At 64.8% G+C, this 16,197-nt stretch carries 18 protein-coding genes; 4 read left to right on the top strand and 14 right to left on the bottom strand.

Annotated features, from left to right (window positions below; all coding sequences use genetic code 11):
* Nucleotides 1-11 precede the first annotated feature (11 nt).
* Genes sdhA through sdhC form a run of 3 tightly spaced genes read right to left on the bottom strand, consistent with a single transcriptional unit; the run spans nt 12 to nt 2,669 of the window.
* Complete coding sequence (sdhA, locus tag FJ428_RS11660) at nt 12-1,847, bottom strand: succinate dehydrogenase flavoprotein subunit (protein ID WP_140879467.1); 1,836 nt, start codon at nt 1,845-1,847, stop codon at nt 12-14.
* Between the two features lie 4 nt (nt 1,848-1,851).
* Complete coding sequence (sdhD, locus tag FJ428_RS11665) at nt 1,852-2,247, bottom strand: succinate dehydrogenase, hydrophobic membrane anchor protein (RefSeq protein WP_140879468.1); 396 nt, start codon at nt 2,245-2,247, stop codon at nt 1,852-1,854.
* Between the two features lie 2 nt (nt 2,248-2,249).
* Nucleotides 2,250-2,669 (bottom strand): succinate dehydrogenase, cytochrome b556 subunit, encoded by a 420-nt coding sequence (sdhC, locus tag FJ428_RS11670; RefSeq protein ID WP_140518100.1) that lies wholly within the window; start codon nt 2,667-2,669, stop codon nt 2,250-2,252.
* A 444-nt stretch (nt 2,670-3,113) separates the two neighbouring features.
* Between sdhC and FJ428_RS11675 the strand changes: the two genes are divergently transcribed.
* The gene (locus FJ428_RS11675; protein ID WP_140654923.1) at nt 3,114-3,476 is read left to right on the top strand and encodes a hypothetical protein; all 363 of its coding nucleotides are present in this window, start codon (nt 3,114-3,116) and stop codon (nt 3,474-3,476) included.
* On the opposite strand, the gene FJ428_RS11680 is transcribed toward FJ428_RS11675, so the two are convergent.
* Both FJ428_RS11680 and FJ428_RS11685 read right to left on the bottom strand, forming a co-directional pair.
* Entirely contained in the window at nt 3,460-4,662 is a 1,203-nt protein-coding gene (locus FJ428_RS11680) for a GGDEF domain-containing protein (protein ID WP_140879469.1), read from the bottom strand. The genes FJ428_RS11675 and FJ428_RS11680 overlap by 17 nt on opposite strands.
* Before the next feature lie 190 nt (nt 4,663-4,852).
* Entirely contained in the window at nt 4,853-6,049 is a 1,197-nt protein-coding gene (locus FJ428_RS11685; protein ID WP_140662750.1) for a GGDEF domain-containing protein, read from the bottom strand.
* 160 nt (nt 6,050-6,209) lie between these two features.
* Here FJ428_RS11685 and FJ428_RS11690 point away from each other — a divergent pair, with 160 nt between their 5' ends.
* The gene (locus tag FJ428_RS11690; RefSeq protein WP_140492726.1) at nt 6,210-6,524 is read left to right on the top strand and encodes a hypothetical protein; all 315 of its coding nucleotides are present in this window, start codon (nt 6,210-6,212) and stop codon (nt 6,522-6,524) included.
* Between the two features lie 88 nt (nt 6,525-6,612).
* On the opposite strand, the gene leuC is transcribed toward FJ428_RS11690, so the two are convergent.
* The 7 genes from leuC to rplS form a co-directional block, all read right to left on the bottom strand.
* Complete coding sequence (gene leuC, locus FJ428_RS11695; RefSeq protein WP_140673928.1) at nt 6,613-8,022, bottom strand: 3-isopropylmalate dehydratase large subunit; 1,410 nt, start codon at nt 8,020-8,022, stop codon at nt 6,613-6,615.
* Nucleotides 8,023-8,336: 314 nt separating this feature from the next.
* Nucleotides 8,337-8,972, bottom strand: a complete 636-nt coding sequence (locus FJ428_RS11705) for a class I SAM-dependent methyltransferase (protein ID WP_140524674.1) — start codon at nt 8,970-8,972, stop codon at nt 8,337-8,339.
* Nucleotides 8,973-9,028: 56 nt separating this feature from the next.
* Nucleotides 9,029-9,841, bottom strand: a complete 813-nt coding sequence (locus tag FJ428_RS11710) for an amino acid ABC transporter permease (protein ID WP_140492737.1) — start codon at nt 9,839-9,841, stop codon at nt 9,029-9,031.
* Between the two features lie 260 nt (nt 9,842-10,101).
* Nucleotides 10,102-10,899 (bottom strand): transporter substrate-binding domain-containing protein, encoded by a 798-nt coding sequence (locus tag FJ428_RS11720; RefSeq protein WP_140524675.1) that lies wholly within the window; start codon nt 10,897-10,899, stop codon nt 10,102-10,104.
* A gap of 178 nt (nt 10,900-11,077) precedes the next feature.
* Nucleotides 11,078-11,587, bottom strand: a complete 510-nt coding sequence (locus FJ428_RS11725; protein ID WP_140879470.1) for a MarR family transcriptional regulator — start codon at nt 11,585-11,587, stop codon at nt 11,078-11,080.
* A complete protein-coding gene (locus tag FJ428_RS11730) occupies nt 11,584-12,003 on the bottom strand; it encodes an organic hydroperoxide resistance protein (protein WP_140879471.1) in 420 nt (139 codons plus the stop codon). Before FJ428_RS11730 ends, FJ428_RS11725 begins: the two co-directional genes overlap by 4 nt.
* Before the next feature lie 154 nt (nt 12,004-12,157).
* Nucleotides 12,158-12,697 (bottom strand): 50S ribosomal protein L19, encoded by a 540-nt coding sequence (rplS, locus tag FJ428_RS11735; protein ID WP_140518090.1) that lies wholly within the window; start codon nt 12,695-12,697, stop codon nt 12,158-12,160.
* A gap of 305 nt (nt 12,698-13,002) precedes the next feature.
* Here rplS and FJ428_RS11740 point away from each other — a divergent pair, with 305 nt between their 5' ends.
* On the top strand, nt 13,003-13,755 hold the full coding sequence (locus FJ428_RS11740) for a sulfite exporter TauE/SafE family protein (protein ID WP_140625664.1): 753 nt from the start codon (nt 13,003-13,005) through the stop codon (nt 13,753-13,755).
* Here the strand turns inward: FJ428_RS11740 and trmD are convergent.
* Together trmD and rimM are read right to left on the bottom strand one after the other, a co-directional pair.
* Nucleotides 13,737-14,438 carry a tRNA (guanosine(37)-N1)-methyltransferase TrmD gene (gene trmD / locus FJ428_RS11745; protein ID WP_140559272.1) on the bottom strand — a complete coding sequence of 234 codons (702 nt, stop codon included), beginning with the start codon at nt 14,436-14,438 and terminating at the stop codon, nt 13,737-13,739. The two genes, FJ428_RS11740 and trmD, sit on opposite strands and share 19 nt — an antisense overlap.
* Nucleotides 14,435-15,034 carry a ribosome maturation factor RimM gene (rimM, locus tag FJ428_RS11750; RefSeq protein ID WP_140879472.1) on the bottom strand — a complete coding sequence of 200 codons (600 nt, stop codon included), beginning with the start codon at nt 15,032-15,034 and terminating at the stop codon, nt 14,435-14,437. Before rimM ends, trmD begins: the two co-directional genes overlap by 4 nt.
* 282 nt (nt 15,035-15,316) lie before the next feature.
* Here rimM and FJ428_RS11755 point away from each other — a divergent pair.
* Nucleotides 15,317-16,197: tyrosine recombinase XerC (locus tag FJ428_RS11755; protein WP_140563957.1), on the top strand; the 881-nt coding region annotated here is incomplete at its 3' end.

The following is a 16,197-nucleotide window of genomic DNA, read 5'->3' on the forward strand; positions in this document are numbered from 1 at the left end:
TGGACGTCATTTCAATACACCCTGGCCTTGGGCGCGATCTTGGCGAGACTGATGCCGCCGTCCTTTTCGGCCAGCAGCGGTTCGGTGTGCACCGGGCGGTAGGAGAGCGTCACCTCACCGGTCTCGCTCAGATGGGCGAGCGTGTGCTTGCGCCAGTTGGCGTCGTCGCGGGCCGAGAAATCCTCCCGCGCGTGCGCGCCACGGCTCTCCTTGCGCGCCTCGGCGCCGTAGACCGTGGTGATGGCGTTGGCCATCAGGTTTTCCAGCTCCAGCGTCTCCACCAGGTCGGAGTTCCAGATCATCGAGCGGTCGAAAACCTTTATGTCCTTGAGCTCGCCCCAGATCTGCGAAATGCGCTTGCAACCGTTCTCCAGCGATTCCTGCGTGCGGAACACCGCCGCGTCTTCCTGCATGGCGCGCTGCATCTTTTCGCGCAGAACCGCCGTCGGCGTCGAGCCGTTGGCGTGGCGCAGCCGGTCGAAGCGGTCCATGATCTTGTCGACCGAGGCCTGGTTGGGCGACGGGATTGCCGATTTGCGGTCGATGACCTGGCCGGCACGGATCGCCGCCGCGCGGCCGAACACGACCAGGTCGATCAGCGAGTTCGATCCCAGCCGGTTGGCGCCGTGCACCGAGGCGCACCCGGCCTCGCCTACCGCCATCAAGCCGGGCGAGACCAGATCGGGATTAAGGATCGTCGGGTTGAGCACCTCGCCCCAGTAATTGGTCGGCACGCCGCCCATATTGTAGTGCACCGTCGGCAGCACCGGAATCGGCTCCTTGGTGAGGTCGACGCCGGCGAAGATCTTTGCCGATTCCGAGATGCCGGGCAGCCGCTCGTGCAGCACCGCCGGATCGAGATGATCGAGGTGCAGGAAGATATGGTCCTTGTTCTTGCCGACGCCGCGGCCTTCCCGGATTTCCAGCGTCATGCAGCGCGAGACGACATCGCGCGAGGCAAGGTCCTTGGCCGACGGCGCGTAGCGCTCCATGAACCGCTCGCCCTCGGAATTGACGAGATAGCCGCCCTCGCCGCGCGCGCCTTCGGTGATCAGGCAGCCGGCCCCGTAGATGCCGGTCGGGTGGAACTGCACGAACTCCATGTCCTGTAAGGGGAACCCCGCCCGCGCGGCCATGCCGCCGCCATCGCCGGTGCAGGTGTGGGCCGACGTGGCCGAGAAATAAGCGCGGCCATAGCCGCCTGTCGCCAGCACAACCATCTTGGCCGAGAAACGGTGGATGGTGCCGTCGTCGAGGTTCCAGGCGACGACGCCGGTGCATGTACCGTCCGGCTCCATGATCAGGTCGAGCGCGAAATACTCGATGAAGAACTGCGCGTTGTTCTTCAGCGACTGGCCGTAGAGCGTGTGCAGGATGGCGTGGCCGGTGCGGTCGGCGGCCGCGCAGGTGCGCTGCACGGGCGGGCCATCGCCGTAATTCATCATGTGGCCGCCGAACGGCCGCTGGTAGATCTTGCCCTCTTCCGTGCGCGAGAACGGCACGCCGTAGTGCTCGAGTTCGTAGACGGCGGCCGGCGCTTCACGCACCAGATATTCCATGGCGTCGACATCGCCCAGCCAGTCCGAACCCTTGACGGTGTCGTACATGTGCCACTGCCAGGAGTCCGGGCCCATGTTGGAAAGCGAAGCGGCAATGCCGCCCTGCGCCGCCACCGTGTGCGAGCGGGTCGGGAAAACCTTGGTGATACAGGCGGTGCGCAGGCCCTGTTCGGCCATGCCCAGCGTAGCGCGCAGTCCCGCGCCTCCGGCACCGACGACCACGACGTCGAATTTGTGGTCGACATAGGTATAGCCTGCCGTATTGGCTTCTTTCGCGTCCTTGGCCAAAACGTCAGCCTCCGAATGTCAGTTTGAGCAGGGCGAAGAGCGAAGCCACGCCGACCGCTACGGTGAAGAAAGTGTTGAGGGCGATCAGCGCCAGCTTCATGCCTTCGCCATGCACGTAATCCTCGATGATCACCTGCATGCCGATCCGCATGTGATAAAGCGGCGAGATGAGCACAAGGGCCATCATCAGCGCCACGAGCGGGTTGGCGAGCGCTGCCCGCACCTCCGCATAACCGGCGCCGTTGAGCGCGACCAGGAACCCGGTGAAGAACAGGATCAGCGGGATGTTGGCGATTGCCGTGAGGCGCTGGCGCCAGAAATGCCCGGTGCCTTCGCGGGCCGAGCCCAGGCCGCGGACTTTCGCCAGCGGCGTGCGCATGTCGGTCTTTCCAGTGCTCATGGTCAGGCTCCTCGCGCCATATAGCCGGCGATCCAGATCAGCAGCGTGAGCAGGACCGAGCCGGCCAGGGTCGCCCAGGCGATCTTGGAGGCGGTATGCTTTTCGAGACCGGCGCCGGTATCCCAGATCAGGTGGCGCACGCCGCCCAGCATGTGGTGCATGAGCGCCCAGGTGTAGCCGAACAGGATCAGCCGTCCGAGCCAGGTTCCGAAGGCCCAGCTCACCCAATCGAAAGTGGCTTGCGAGCTCGCCGCCGCCATCAGCCATATCGCGACCAGGAGCGTGCCGAAATAGAGCGCGCCACCGGTGATGCGATGGATGATCGACATCGTCATGGTGATCGGCGGCCGGTACACGCTGAGGTGCGGCGAAAGCGGCCGTTCACGTCTGGCGAATTCGCGGGTGGCTGGTGATTTGCTCATGGCTCCCCCAGTTCGGCGTTCCTGGAGCCTCAGGTGGAAATGCGGCATTGCCGCTTCCGGTTGCGACTTCGGACAGCCGGTTTCTAATGCTCTTTTTGCACCGCGTCAAAGCCAGAAAACCGTTTCGAAAACGTAATTTAGTCTGATTAAAAGGCAGGTCCGGGCTTCAATCGATTAGGCGTCGACGATGCCAAGCCGGCCCGTTCTCGCTGCGGTGCAGCATATATGTGGCGGGCGCGGGCTTCGGCTCAGCGGGTGCAGGTCAGTGGCGCCGAGCCCGCTTTCATCACCAGCGCCTCGCGACCGTCGATCACGATCGCGTCATGTGCCTCGTTAACCATGTTTATCAAGACATGGGTGAGAACCGCGCCAGCCTCTTAACAAAGGTTAAGAAAAGGTTAATTTCCGATTCGAGGAGGCTTTGTCTCCAACATGGAGGACGGCATGCGTTCGAATTCGGGCAGATCGCGCCTTGCGGCGCTCACAGTGGCGGTATTGGCCGTCGGCTTCGCCGCGCCGGCGCTGGCGGACGGACGCCACCAGGATCGGGTCTACGCCGATTCCTTCGGCAATCTCGTCATCGACAGTGCCGCCGGCTACAAGCGCATCCTCGTCGGCGAAGGCAAGCTCGCCAAGCAGCTGTCCGACTATACCAGCGCCGGCCAGCCCAAGGTGATCTACGAGAACGGGGCTGAGGAGATGTCGGGCTATGGCGACTGCTATCGGCCGCCGGTGTTCGTGAAGGGGCGCAGTTATATGTATGGCCTCTCCGACGGCGAAATGCCCGAGCTCAGCCCCTGCCGCTGAACAGCGCCACGGCCTCTGGCCTGGCTGGCCCGGCGGAAACGCGCACGCAGTCGCGCCCGGCATCCTTGGCCCGATAGCGCGCTTCATCGGCACGCCGCATCAGACCGGAAAAATGCTCGCCGGCACGAAGCTCGGCGACGCCGAAGCTTGCCGTGCAGCGATTGTCGGCGGGGAGCCCGTCGATGGGCAGCGTCCCGAAGGCGCTGCGCGCGCTTTCGGCGAACAGCCGCGCGGCGGCAAGGTTGGTGCCTGGCAGGATGATGGCGAACTCCTCGCCGCCTATACGACCGGCGACATGGTGGTCGGCCGCGGCCTCGCGCAGGAAGCGGGCAAAGGCCTCGATGACCCGGTCGCCCGAGGCATGGCCGTAATTGTCGTTGATGGACTTGAAGTGGTCGAGATCGGCGATGACCAGCGCGACTGGGACGCCCCGGCGCGCCGCGTCCCCCAGCGCCCTCTCGGCGTGATGCTCGAAGCCGCCGCGGTTGAGGAGCCGCGACAGCGTGTCCGTTTCCGATTTCGACGTCGCCTCGGCGAGCACGTCGCGCACCAGTATGGCCAGCGCCAGCAAGGCCAGCGCCACGCCGAACACGGTGCCGAGCGATTGCGATACCAGGGCATAGCTGGTCTGCAGATAGGATTGCGGGGCGGCGCCGCGGCCGCCAAGCGCATCGGCGATGAATGGCTTGCTGGCGAACTGCATGGCGCTGGCCGCCAGCACCGCCATCAGCATCCGATCGAGCCGGTCACGCCTTTGCCTGGACGACCAGACAATGCCGAACCCGGTAAGCTGCATGACGGCGTAGGGCAGTTGGTAGGCCATCTTGCTGACTAGGGACTGGCGCGGCAGATCCTGGGCGAAATAGACCGCGACAGACGCAACGGCCAGGATCAGGAGCATCGCCGACCAGGGCGGCGTCACGCCGTATCTATGCGCAAGCCCGCCGTTGAAGGCGATGGTGGCGCCAAGGAAAACGGCAAAGGCTGCGACGACCACCAGCCGCGCATTGTCGAAGGCGGGGATGCTGAATTCCACGACGAAATAGGCCATGCCCAGCACATAACCGAACGCCAGCCAGCGTGCCGAGACGCGTCCGATGTCATAGACGGCAATCGCCATGAAGGCCGCCGCCAGCAGCCCGGCAACGAACAGATTGATGACAAGGATGAAGTCCGCGCCGCCCATGATTTCCCAAAGCCCCTGACGGCAGCAAACCATCGACGGGCGAAAAAGAAGTTAACGTCAGGTCATATCGGAGGCTCGCGCACGCCTCGGGGATTGGCCGAAGGATGTTTGCCATCGCCTTTCAGGGCGAAGCAAGGAACGAAGCGGTGCGGCGCGGTCCTGGATGGTGAAGACGTCAGGCCGATCGCCTTCAGCCGGCTTTGAGCGGCTCCGGCACGAACAGCGTTTCCGGCCGCTCATAGGACAGGCGCACGCTGTCGCGGCCGTTCTTCTTGGCCTTGTAGAGGGCCTCGTCGGCGCGGCGCATCAACGGCTCCAGCGCTTCGTCGCCGCTGCGTGCCGCCACGCCGAAACTGGCGGTGACCTTGGTGCCGGGCGGAAGTCCGTCGACGCCGCCGGCCGAGTAGGCCACGCGCACGGCCTCTGCGAGCAGCCGCGCGGCGGCAAGATCGGTCAAGGGCAGGAGCACCGCGAATTCCTCGCCGCCGATACGTCCGGCCTCACCGCGCGTACCGGCGGCGGCGCGAAGCTTGGCGGCGAAGTCGGCGATCACCCGGTCGCCCGCGGCATGCCCATGCAGGTCGTTGAGCGCCTTGAAGTGGTCGAGATCGGCCAGCACAAGGGCCACCGGCAATTTCGCCGCCGCGCAGCGTTGCAAGAGCAGTGCCGCCCGTTGCTCGAAGCCGCGCCGGTTGAGGAGGCGAGACAGCGGATCTGTGTAGGTTTCGACCTTCAACGCCTTCATCACGTCGAGCGCGGCGGCGGAGAACAGGCAAAGCGCGATCAGCAGCGACAGCAGCGCATGCGACAGCAACGCCGTCGTCCAATAGGATGATGTATAGAGCTCGTCATAGGTCGCGAAAGGCCCGTGCGCGACGATGACGGCAAGCGTGCGCACGAAGAAATTCAGCCCCGCGAGCAACGCCAGGACGAACAGGATATTTTCCGTCGGGCCATTGCCACGCACCTTGCGCAATTCGGCGGCCGCCACCAGGCTGATGCCGCCGAGCGCGAAATTGATGACGAGGACCCGCCATGTCAGGTCCGGCTGGACGAACAGGAACCAGCAAAAGGCGGCCATGCCGCCGCTCGCCAAGACGCAAAGCCCGGCATAGGGCACTCGCCGGCCATGCCGCGCCACGATCGCGCCGGCCAGGCAGGATCCGGCAACGCAGAAGCATAGGTTGGAGAGCAGCTTCGACGGTGCCAGGCCAACGGGCAGCGTGAAATGCTGGAACAGGAACCCGGCCGCCGCAAGCGAATAGCTTACCGCCAGCACGGCCAGATAGGGACGGTGGCGCTGATAGAACCAAAGCACGAGGAACGCCGCGCCGAGGGCCAGCGCGATCGTCGGGTTTAGCAACGCTATCAGCAGGCCGGTGTCCAAAGGACCGTGACTTCCCCTCGCTTGACGTCGGGGAAGACCTTAGGCTGCAAGCCCAAACAAGCGGTTAAGCGAAAGCGAATATGCGTCACGCTGGTGCGGAGCGTGACGTGGAACCGGCGCGCCGGACCTGCGTTTGTCCAGCGCAGAAGAGGAACCGATAATGGCCGATACAATCACCCTGACCGATCACGAGGCAATCCGTTCATGGGCCGCTTCACGCGCCGGCTTTCCGGCCATTGTCGACGTGTCGCCCGAGGCCGGCACGCAGGCGATGCTGCGGCTGGTATTCGGCCAGCACGCCTATGAGGACGAAGACCAGCCGGAGCGCCCGATCAATGCCGGAGGTTATGAGCTGGTCGAGTGGGACGAATGGTTCAAACTCTTCGATGAACGCGGGCTGGCCCTGGTGGTCGCCGCCGAAGAACCCGGGCGCCGCGAGCAGTTCCACGAGATCATCCGCCGCGACGACCGGTGAAGCTCCAAACATGCTCTGAACGCTTAAGCAGAAGGCCCGAATCGCATCGCGATCCGGGCCCTTGCGTTTCGATCGAACCAGCCGCGATTTACTTCCAGTCGCGAATATCGACGAAGTGGCCGGCGATCGCCGCCGCCGCAGCCATGGCCGGCGACACCAGATGGGTGCGCCCCTTGAAGCCCTGCCGGCCCTCGAAATTGCGGTTCGAGGTCGAGGCGCAGCGCTCATGCGGCTTCAGCCGGTCGTCGTTCATGGCAAGGCACATCGAGCAGCCCGGCTCGCGCCAGTCGAAGCCGGCGGCGAGGAAGATCTTGTCCAGCCCTTCGGCCTCGGCCTGTTCCTTGACCAGGCCGGAGCCCGGCACGATCATGGCGTTGACGCGCGGATTGACTTTTCTGCCCTCGACCACCTTGGCGGCGGCGCGCAGATCCTCGATGCGGCCGTTGGTGCAGGAGCCGATGAAGACACGGTCGAGGGCGATGTCGGTGATCTTCGTTCCCGGCGTCAGGCCCATATAGTCGAGCGCGCGCTGCTTTGAGGTGCGCTTGTTTTCGTCGGTGATGTCTTCCGGGTTCGGCACAATCCCTTGCACCGAGACAACATCCTCCGGGGAAGAGCCCCAGGAGACGATCGGCGGCAGTTTGGCCGCATCGAGCACGATCACCTTGTCGAAATGCGCGCCTTCGTCGGATTGCAGTGTCTTCCAGTAGGCGAGCGCGGCGTCCCAGGCGGCGCCCTTGGGCGCGCGCGGCTTGTCCTTGACATAGGCGAAGGTCGTCTCGTCAGGTGCGATCAGGCCGGCGCGCGCGCCGCCCTCGATCGACATGTTGCAGATCGTCATGCGGCCTTCCATCGACAGCGAGCGGATCGCCTCGCCGGCATATTCGATGACATGGCCGGTGCCGCCGGCGGTGCCGATCTCCCCGATGATGGCGAGGATAATGTCCTTGGCGGTGACGCCTTCCGGCAACTGGCCGTCGACGCGCACCAGCATGTTCTTGGCCTTACGCTGGATCAGCGTCTGCGTCGCCAGCACGTGCTCGACCTCCGACGTGCCGATGCCGTGCGCCAGCGCGCCGAAGGCGCCGTGGGTGGAGGTGTGGCTGTCGCCGCAGACGATGGTCATGCCGGGCAAGGTGAAACCCTGCTCCGGCCCGATGATGTGGACGATGCCCTGGCGGATGTCATTCTCGGAATAATATTCGACGCCGAAATCCTTGGCGTTCTTGGCCAGAGCCTCGACCTGGATGCGGCTTTCCTCGTTCTTGATGCCGAACTTGCGCTCGGGCGAGGTCGAGACGTTGTGGTCGACCACGGCCAGCGTCTTTTCGGGATGACGGACTTTGCGGCCACTCATGCGCAGGCCCTCGAAGGCCTGCGGGCTGGTCACCTCATGGACGAGGTGGCGGTCGATATAGAGCAGGCAGGTGCCGTCGTCCTGGCGGTCGACGACGTGGTCGTCGAAAATCTTGTCATAGAGGGTGCGCGGTGCGCTCATGTGCGTAAATCCGTCGATATGAGAAAGGGAAGGGCAGACGCCGAGATGTCAGGCGAAACGAGTTGATCAGTCGGCCCGCGTAAGTCGGCTGGTCGGCGCGCCACAGACGCGCGCGGAGAAGCGCGACGGCAGGCGTTTTCTGTCCTGCAGCACGAACCCCTTGTAGGCCGGATCGCCAAAAAGCTCTTCCATGGCGGGGTAGATAGCAATGTTTTGGCTTTTCGGCAATTGGCGGTGGCTGCGCGGGACCTGGGTTCCTCGTCCTCGCGTCCACGCCTCCGGGGGATGCGCACCAAGCTTGGCGGACCCGCGGTTCAAAGCACCTCGAAGACAAACGTCTTCACCAGCGCATCCGGCTCGGCAATCGCATAGCAGCGGAACCACGGGCTTTGCTCCATCAGCCGCCATTTTCCCGTGCGTTCCAGCTCGTCGAAGACGGCCTGGAAACCACCGCTCTCGAACACCTGGTCGCGCACGGTGAAGATGGCGTGGCCGCCTTTCTTCGTGATGCGCACCAGTTCGTGCAGGCCGGAAGCCGGCGCATGGCTGATGGTGAACACGCCGGTCGAGAAGAAGGCGCGGAAATGGCCGTCGGGCCAGGGCAGCGGGCCGCCCAGCATTGCCTGCTTCAGCTCGCCATAGGCGTTGCGGCTGCCGGCGATCTTCAGCATGTCGTCCGACAGGTCGAGCCCGGCGATATCGCCGTAGCCCAGCGCCTTCAGCGACGGCCCGGACAGGCCAGTGCCGCAGCCGGCGTCGAGCAGCGGCCCTTCGCCCGCAGGCACGTGGCGCGCCACCCAGGCGGTGATGAGGAACGGCAGGAGATAACCGAGCGAGGCGGTCTCGCTGTCATAAGTCGCGGCCCATGCGGCATAGGCCTGCGCCAGGGTTTCGGGCGTATCGGCCGTATAGACCGAATCCAGCGCAGCATTGGCCTTGTCGACGTTCATGGGCATGCTCCTCCTCCAGTGCGCAACCGGAGCGTAACGCCGTCCTTGCCGAAACACTATTCCTGATGCTGGCGGCGCAACCGCCGTTCCAGCGCCCGGAGCGCCAAAGACAAGCCGACGGTCAGGATAAGATAGATGTAGGCTGTTATCGAATAGGTCTCGAAGAAGCGGAAGGAACCGGCGGCATAGACCTTGCCCATCTGCGTGATGTCGGCGACACCGAGCACCGAGACCAGCGAGGAATCCTTGACCAGGGCGACGAAGTCATTGCCGAGCGGCGGCAGGATGGTACGGATCGCCTGCGGAAAGACGATGAGCCGGAAACGTTGCGCCCGCGTGAGCCCGAGCGCCTTGGCCGCTTCGATCTGGCCCTTCTCGACCGCCTGGATGCCGGCCCGGAACACTTCGGAGATGAAGGCGGAATAGCCGATGGTCAGCGCCATGACGGCGCGCCACAAGAGCGAGACGTCGCGCACCTGCAACTCGCCGAGATAGCCGGTGCTCTGCAGCGGCGCGGTCAGCGCGTTCCAGGCTGCGACGAAAGCCGGTGCGCCGGCAAACGCGATCCAGAACAAAAGCACCAGGATCGGTACGCCACGGATGATCTCGACATAGAAACGCGCGATCTGCCGCAGCCACTGCGAACCCGACAATCCCATCAGCGCGATGCCGAGGCCGATGATCGAGGCCAGCGCGAAGGCGACAATGGTGACGAAGACGGTGACGCCGATGCCCTTGGCAACAGTGGCGAAGACCTGGGCATAAAGATCGCTGGCGGCGATGGCGAGCGCGGCGGCCAAGGCAAGGACAAGGGCGGCGGCCAGCCACCAGGGGAATTCAGGTTTGACGGAGGATGGTGGGGGGGCCATCAGGCGTGGCCGGCGAGGTGCATAGTGCGCAAGGCAGGCGCCAAGGCGCCCCCCTCTGTCCTGCCGGACATCTCCCCCTCAAGGGGGGAGATCAGATGTCTCATCGGCCTTCGCCAATCTTCATCGATGCTGCATGTGGGACGAAGGCCAAGCTGCCAATCTCCCCCCTTGAGGGGGAGATGCCCGGCAGGGCAGAGGGGGGCGTTCAAGCGCAAACTCAGCGCGAGTTCCCGCACGCGCACCGCCCGCATCAAGACGAACTACTGCCCCATCTTGTAATCAAGAAACCATTTCTTGTTCAGCGCATCGAACGTGCCGTCGGTCTTGAGCGCGGCGATCGCGGCGTTGACAGGCTTCACCAGGTCGGAGCCCTTGGGAAAGATGAAGCCGAAATCCTCGGTGCCGAGCGGGCCGCCGATCAGCTTCAGCTTGCCCTCGGAAGCGTCGACATAGCCCTTGCCCGCAGTGCCGTCCGTGAGCACCACATCGACGTCGCCAGTCTTCAGCGCCTGCACGGTGGCACCGAACGTCTCGAACAGCTTTATGCGCGGGTTCTGCTCATTGCCGTCCAGCACGCTGTAGACAGCGGTGTAGAAGGGCGTCGTGCCGGCCTGCGCGCCGATCAGCCCGTCCTTGAAGGCGCCGAAGGTCTTGGCGTCGGTGAAGCGGCTCTCGTCGCCGCGCACCAACATGAATTGTTCCGAGCGCATATAGGGGTCAGAGAAATCCACCTTCTGCTTGCGGTCGTCCTTGATGGTGATGCCGGTCATGCCGATGTTGTACTGGTTGTCGGAAACCGCTTGGATCATCGCGTCCCAGGACGTGTTCTGGTACTCGACGGTGAAATTCAGCCGCTTGGCGATCTCGTTCATCGCGTCATATTCCCAGCCGATCTGTTTTCCGGTCTTGGCATCGATGAACTGTAGCGGCGGATAGGCGTTTTCCGTCACCACCACCACTTTCTTGCCGCCGAGATCGGGCAGCGCCTGGGCGAAGGCGGCAACGGGCGCAAGCATGACGGCAAGCAGGCCGGCCAGCAGCAGTTTCGATTTTGTCATGACACACTCCCCGGAAGTGAAAGCGCCCGGACACGGGCCGGGCTTGCAAAGGAAATCCGGCGCCGACTTTAGCTCTCCGCAAGCGCCATGCAAGACGCTCCGCTGCGCCACGGCCGGCGAAAAACGCAAATAGATACTTTCGGCCGGGATTTTGGGGAACGATCCTTGCCGTGGCCGATCAGCCGCGCTGCGGCGCTCCGGCATCGGCCTCGCGCAGCCCGGCGACGAAGCGGGTCAGCGTGCCGTGCAGCGACTTCAACTCGGCTGGGTCGAGCGGCGTGCTGCAGAGCATGGCGGCGGGGATGTCCCTGGCGCGCTCGCGCAAGGCTTGGCCCTTGGCTGTCGGCTCGACCAGCACGCGGCGCTCGTCGGCAGGATCGCGCCGGCGCGTAACCAGGCCGCCGGCCTCGAGCCGCTTGAGCAGCGGCGTCAGCGTCGCCGAATCGAGGCCCAGCGCCTCGCCGAGCTCGCCCACCGTGCTCGGCGCGCGCTCCCACAGCGCCAGCATGGCCAGATATTGCGGATAGGTCAGGCCAAGCGGATCGAGCAACGGCCGGTAGAGCTTCGTCATCAATCCGCTCGCCGAATAGAGCGCGAAGCAGAGCTGGTCGCTGAGCCTTGGGACCGCGCTTGTCCCGGCGTCAGCCGCCGGGACCTGGTTGGCCGTGTCTTTGGTTTTCGCCGTCATGTCGCCTTTGCCGAAATCGCCACCTCGATATTGCCCCTGGTTGCGTTGGAGTAGGGGCAGATCTGGTGCGCTGCCGATACAAGCGCTTCGGCGGACGCCTGATCAAGACCTTTCGTCTCGGCCGCCAGGGAAACGCCGAGCAGGAAACCGCCCTGACCGTTGGGATGGAGGCTGACAGTGGCCGTCACCGAGGCATCGCGCAGCGGCAGTTTCTGCTTGCCGGCGAGAAACCGCATGGCGCTTTCGAAGCAAGCGGCATAGCCGGCGGCGAAAAGCTGTTCGGGATTGGTGGCGCCACCCTTGCCGCCAAGCTCCTTCGGCATTGCGAGATCAAGGCTGAGCAGGCCGTCATCGGTCTGGACGTGGCCGGCGCGGCCGCCGACGGCACGAGCCTGAGTCGAATAGAGTGCGGTCATATCAAGTCTCCAAAATTAATTTGTACACGATTAATTAGTGTACCGTATTATAGAAATCAATCCCGCTTTGGAAGCCCGCATTTGGCAAAAGGCGGGCTCCGAAACGAAAAAAGGCGGCCGAAGCCGCCTTCTTCAGAATGTCTGTCCAAAGCCTTTATTCGGCGGCGGCGGCTTCCGCAGCCTTGGCGGCCTCGTCGGCGGCCTTCTTCTCGGCGGCTTCCTTGGCGGCCGTCTCGGCGGCCAGCGCCTGCGCGGCGGCAACCTTCTCGGCCTCGATGCGCGCCTTCTCGGCGTTCAGCGCGTCGCGCTCCTCATCATTGAGCTTGCGGGCGCGCACGCCGGTGTTCTCCGAAATACGGGCCGACTTGCCGCGACGGTCGCGCAGATAATAGAGCTTGGCACGACGCACCTTGCCGCGACGCACGATCTCGACGCCTTCGACCATTGGCGAAAACACCGGGAACACGCGCTCGACGCCTTCGCCGTAGGAGATCTTGCGGACGGTGAAATTTTCCTGGAAGCCCGAACCGGCACGGGCGATGACGACGCCTTCATATGCCTGGACGCGGGTGCGGGTGCCTTCGGTCACGCGGACCTGGACGCGCACGGTGTCGCCGGGCTGGAATTCGGGAAGCTTGCGCTTTGCTTCGATCTTGGCGGCCTGTTCGGCCTCGATCTGACGGATGAGATCCATCTCAATAATCCACTTCTTGTTCTTCCGACAGTCAGAGCGCCCGGCGCTCGCCTTGCAGTTCCAATGACCGCTCGGCTATGCCCTTTGTTCGAAAACATCGGGCAGGGGCGACTACACCGCCATTGTTGACGGGTCCGGCAGATTTCTCCCGGTTCGGCGGGCACATACAGCTATTTCGACGCTTTGTCACGTCTTGGCCGCGTCTTTTTTGCTCGCGTGCACCATCGTATCTGTCCACTACCGGGTTGCAAGGGCCCTTCAAGCTGCCTAAGGCGGGGCAACCATAGTTCTCCGGCGGCATCCTCATGTCCTTTTTCGACGCGGTCCTGCTATTCATGGCGGGTTTTCTTTCCGGCGCCGCCAATGCGGTCGCGGGCGGCGGCACCTTCATCACCTTCGGTGCCATGACCTTGGTCGGCCTGCCGCCGATCGTCGCCAACGCGACCTCCTCGGTGACGCAATTTCCCGGCTACATCACCTCGACGCTGGCCTACCGGGACGACATCCGCCATTTCTGGCGTGGCGCCCTGCTGCTCTGCCTGATATCGGCGCTCGGCGCACTGGCCGGCGCACTCATCCTGCTGGCGCTGGACAATCCGTCATTTCGCGTCCTGGTGCCGTGGCTGCTGCTGGCCGCGACGGCGCTGTTCGCCGCCGGGCCGTGGCTGAAGCCCGCACCCAAGCCGGGGCATGAGGCTTCTGTGGGCTCGTTGGCCGGCTCGCTGGCGCAGTTCGTCACCGCCATCTATGGCGGCTTCTTCGGGGCCGGCATGGGCGTGATGATGCTGGCGACGCTCGGCCTGACCCAGGCCGGCGACTACCACCGCCTGAACGCGCTGAAAAACATGCTGGCCATGGTCATCGCAGCGGTCGCCATCGTCGTCTTCGTCTCGGGTGGCGTCGTCGCCTGGCCGCAAGCGATCGTCATGATCCCCGGCGGCGCGTTGGGCGGCTATGCCGGCGTGTGGATCGCCAAGCGCGTGCCGCAGAACGTGGTGCGTGGCTTCGTCGTCGCGGTCGGGCTGTTCTTGGCTTTCTACTATTTCGCCAAGGGCTGAGGAGAGCCGAGCAAGTCCGGCCGCCGTTCTCGAGTCAGCTTCTCCGACTCTGCCCGCCGCCAAGCTGCGATCTTGCCGTGGTTGCCCGAGGTCAGCACCTCGGGAATGGGCCGGCCCTCGAAATCCTGCGGCCGCGTGTAATGCGGGTGTTCGAGCAGGCCGTTTTCAAAGCTCTCTTCTTCACCCGACACCGCATTGCCCATGACGCCGGGCAGCAGCCGCACCACCGCGTCGAGCAGCACAAGCGCCGCCGGCTCGCCACCGGACAGAATGAAGTCTCCGACCGAGACTTCCTCCAATCCTCGCGCGTCGATCACCCGCTGGTCGATGCCTTCGAAGCGGCCGCACAGGATGACGGCGCCCGGCCCGGCGGCCAGTTCGCGCACGCGCGCCTGCGTCAGCGGCTTTCCACGCGGGCTCATCAGCAGCCGTGGCCGCAAATCGCCTTCGGGCGAGGCATGGTCGATCGCCCTGGCCAAGACATCGGCGCGCATCACCATGCCGGCGCCGCCGCCGGCCGGCGTGTCGTCGACAGTCCGGTGGCGGTCGGTTGCGAAGTCGCGGATCTGGATCGCCTGCAGCGACCATGTACCGGCCTCCAGCGCCCGCCCGGCCAGCGACAGGCCAAGCAGACCCGGAAACATTTCCGGGTAGAGCGTAAGCACGGAGGCGGAGAAGCTCACCGGTTGCCCCCGGCGTCCCTCGGGCCGCGCGGCCTGCCCTTCGGGTCGAAGCCTTCCTCGCGCGGCGCTTCGCCGTCCTCGTCCTCGACCAGCCCGGCCGCCGCCGGGTCGACGCGCACAAAACCCTCGGCGATCGACACTTCGGGCACAGCGGTCTGCGTGAACGGGATCAACACGCCCTTGCGCCCGGCCAGCGTCACATCGAGGATGTCGCCGCCGCCGAAATTGTGCACGGCGACGACCTTACCAAGGACGGCTCCCGTATCGTCCCGAACCTCCAGACCGATCAGGTCGGCATGATAGAATTCGTCCTCCTCGCCGTCATCGGGCAGCATGGAGCGATCGACGAACAGCTCCGTGCCGGCCAGCGCCTCGGCCGCGTTGCGGTCGCTGACGCCCTTGAAGCGCACCACGACCACGGTGTTGGCGGGCCTTATGTCGATGATCTGGAAGGCGCGGCCGTCCCTTGCGTAAAGCGGCCCGTAATCGGCGAGCGCCAGCGGATCGCCGGTAAAGGTTTTGACGCGCAATTCGCCCTTGATGCCGTGAGCGGCGCCGATCACGGCCATCTGGACGGGGTTCTGGGGCTTGCTCATGGCGCGCTTTTACCTTCGTCATCCACGGGCGGAGCAGGCGCGAAGCGACTGCGCAGACCCGAGGACCCATTCGTTACGGTGATCAAACCCACGGCAGTTCAGAAAGGCTCACGGGTTTCGTTCCTGCAACTCTCTATTTGCGGATACCCCGTTTGGCCAATCACCACGGTTTTGACTTGCCGCCGGTCGACTCCTAGCCCCACCAGATTGTCATTTCAATGACGCCTCTTCACCGCTTCCTAACCCGGCTGCCGGAAAATGACGGCGAACCGGAACGACGCCATGCAGGAATTCCTTATCCCGGCAAAGCCCGACCTCCAGGCGGCGCGCGAAAGCTGGCTCAAGATGCTCGCGCGAGAACGTCGGCTGTCGCCCGAGACGGTGGAAGCCTACGAGCGCGACACCAGGCAGTTCCTGCATTTCCTGACGGGTCATAATGGCGGCCCGCCCGGCATAGCCGACATCGCCGATCTGCGCCCGGCCGACCTGCGCGGCTTTCTCGCCGCCCGCCGCAACGAAGGCGCAGGCGCCCGCACGCTCGGCCGGGGGCTGGCCGGCATTCGCTCACTCTTGCGCTTTCTGGAACGGCGTGGTCTCGCCAACGCAGCGGGCGCGGCGGCCCTGCGTGCGCCTCGCCAACCAAAATCACTGCCGAAACCGCTGACGGCCAGTGACGCAAAACATGTCGTTTCCGTCGAGGGTCAATTGGCGGAGGAACCCTGGATCGCCGCCCGCAACGCCGCCGTGCTGACGCTGCTCTACGGCTCGGGCCTGCGCATTTCCGAGGCGCTCGGCCTTGCCGGCGCCGAACTGGCGTCGGAGGCCGACACGGTGCTGCGCGTCACCGGCAAGGGCGGCAAGACGCGGCTGGTGCCGGTGCTGCCGGTGGCGCTCAGGGCGGTTGCCGAATACCGCCGGCTGTGCCCCTACCATCTCGACCCCAAGGGCCGGTTGTTTCGCGGCGCGCGCGGCGGCCCGCTCAACCCGGCCATCGTCCAGCGCGAGATGGCCAAGCTGCGCTCGGCGCTCAACCTGCCGGACACCGCAACGCCGCACGCCTTGCGCCATTCCTTCGCCACGCATCTGCTCGGCCGCGGCGGCGACCTGCGCACCATCCAGGAACTGCTCGGCCATGCCAGCCTGTCGACCACGCAGATCTACAC

Origin of the sequence: Mesorhizobium sp. B2-8-1 (assembly GCF_006440955.1) — a bacterium.
Taxonomy (GTDB): domain Bacteria; phylum Pseudomonadota; class Alphaproteobacteria; order Rhizobiales; family Rhizobiaceae; genus Mesorhizobium.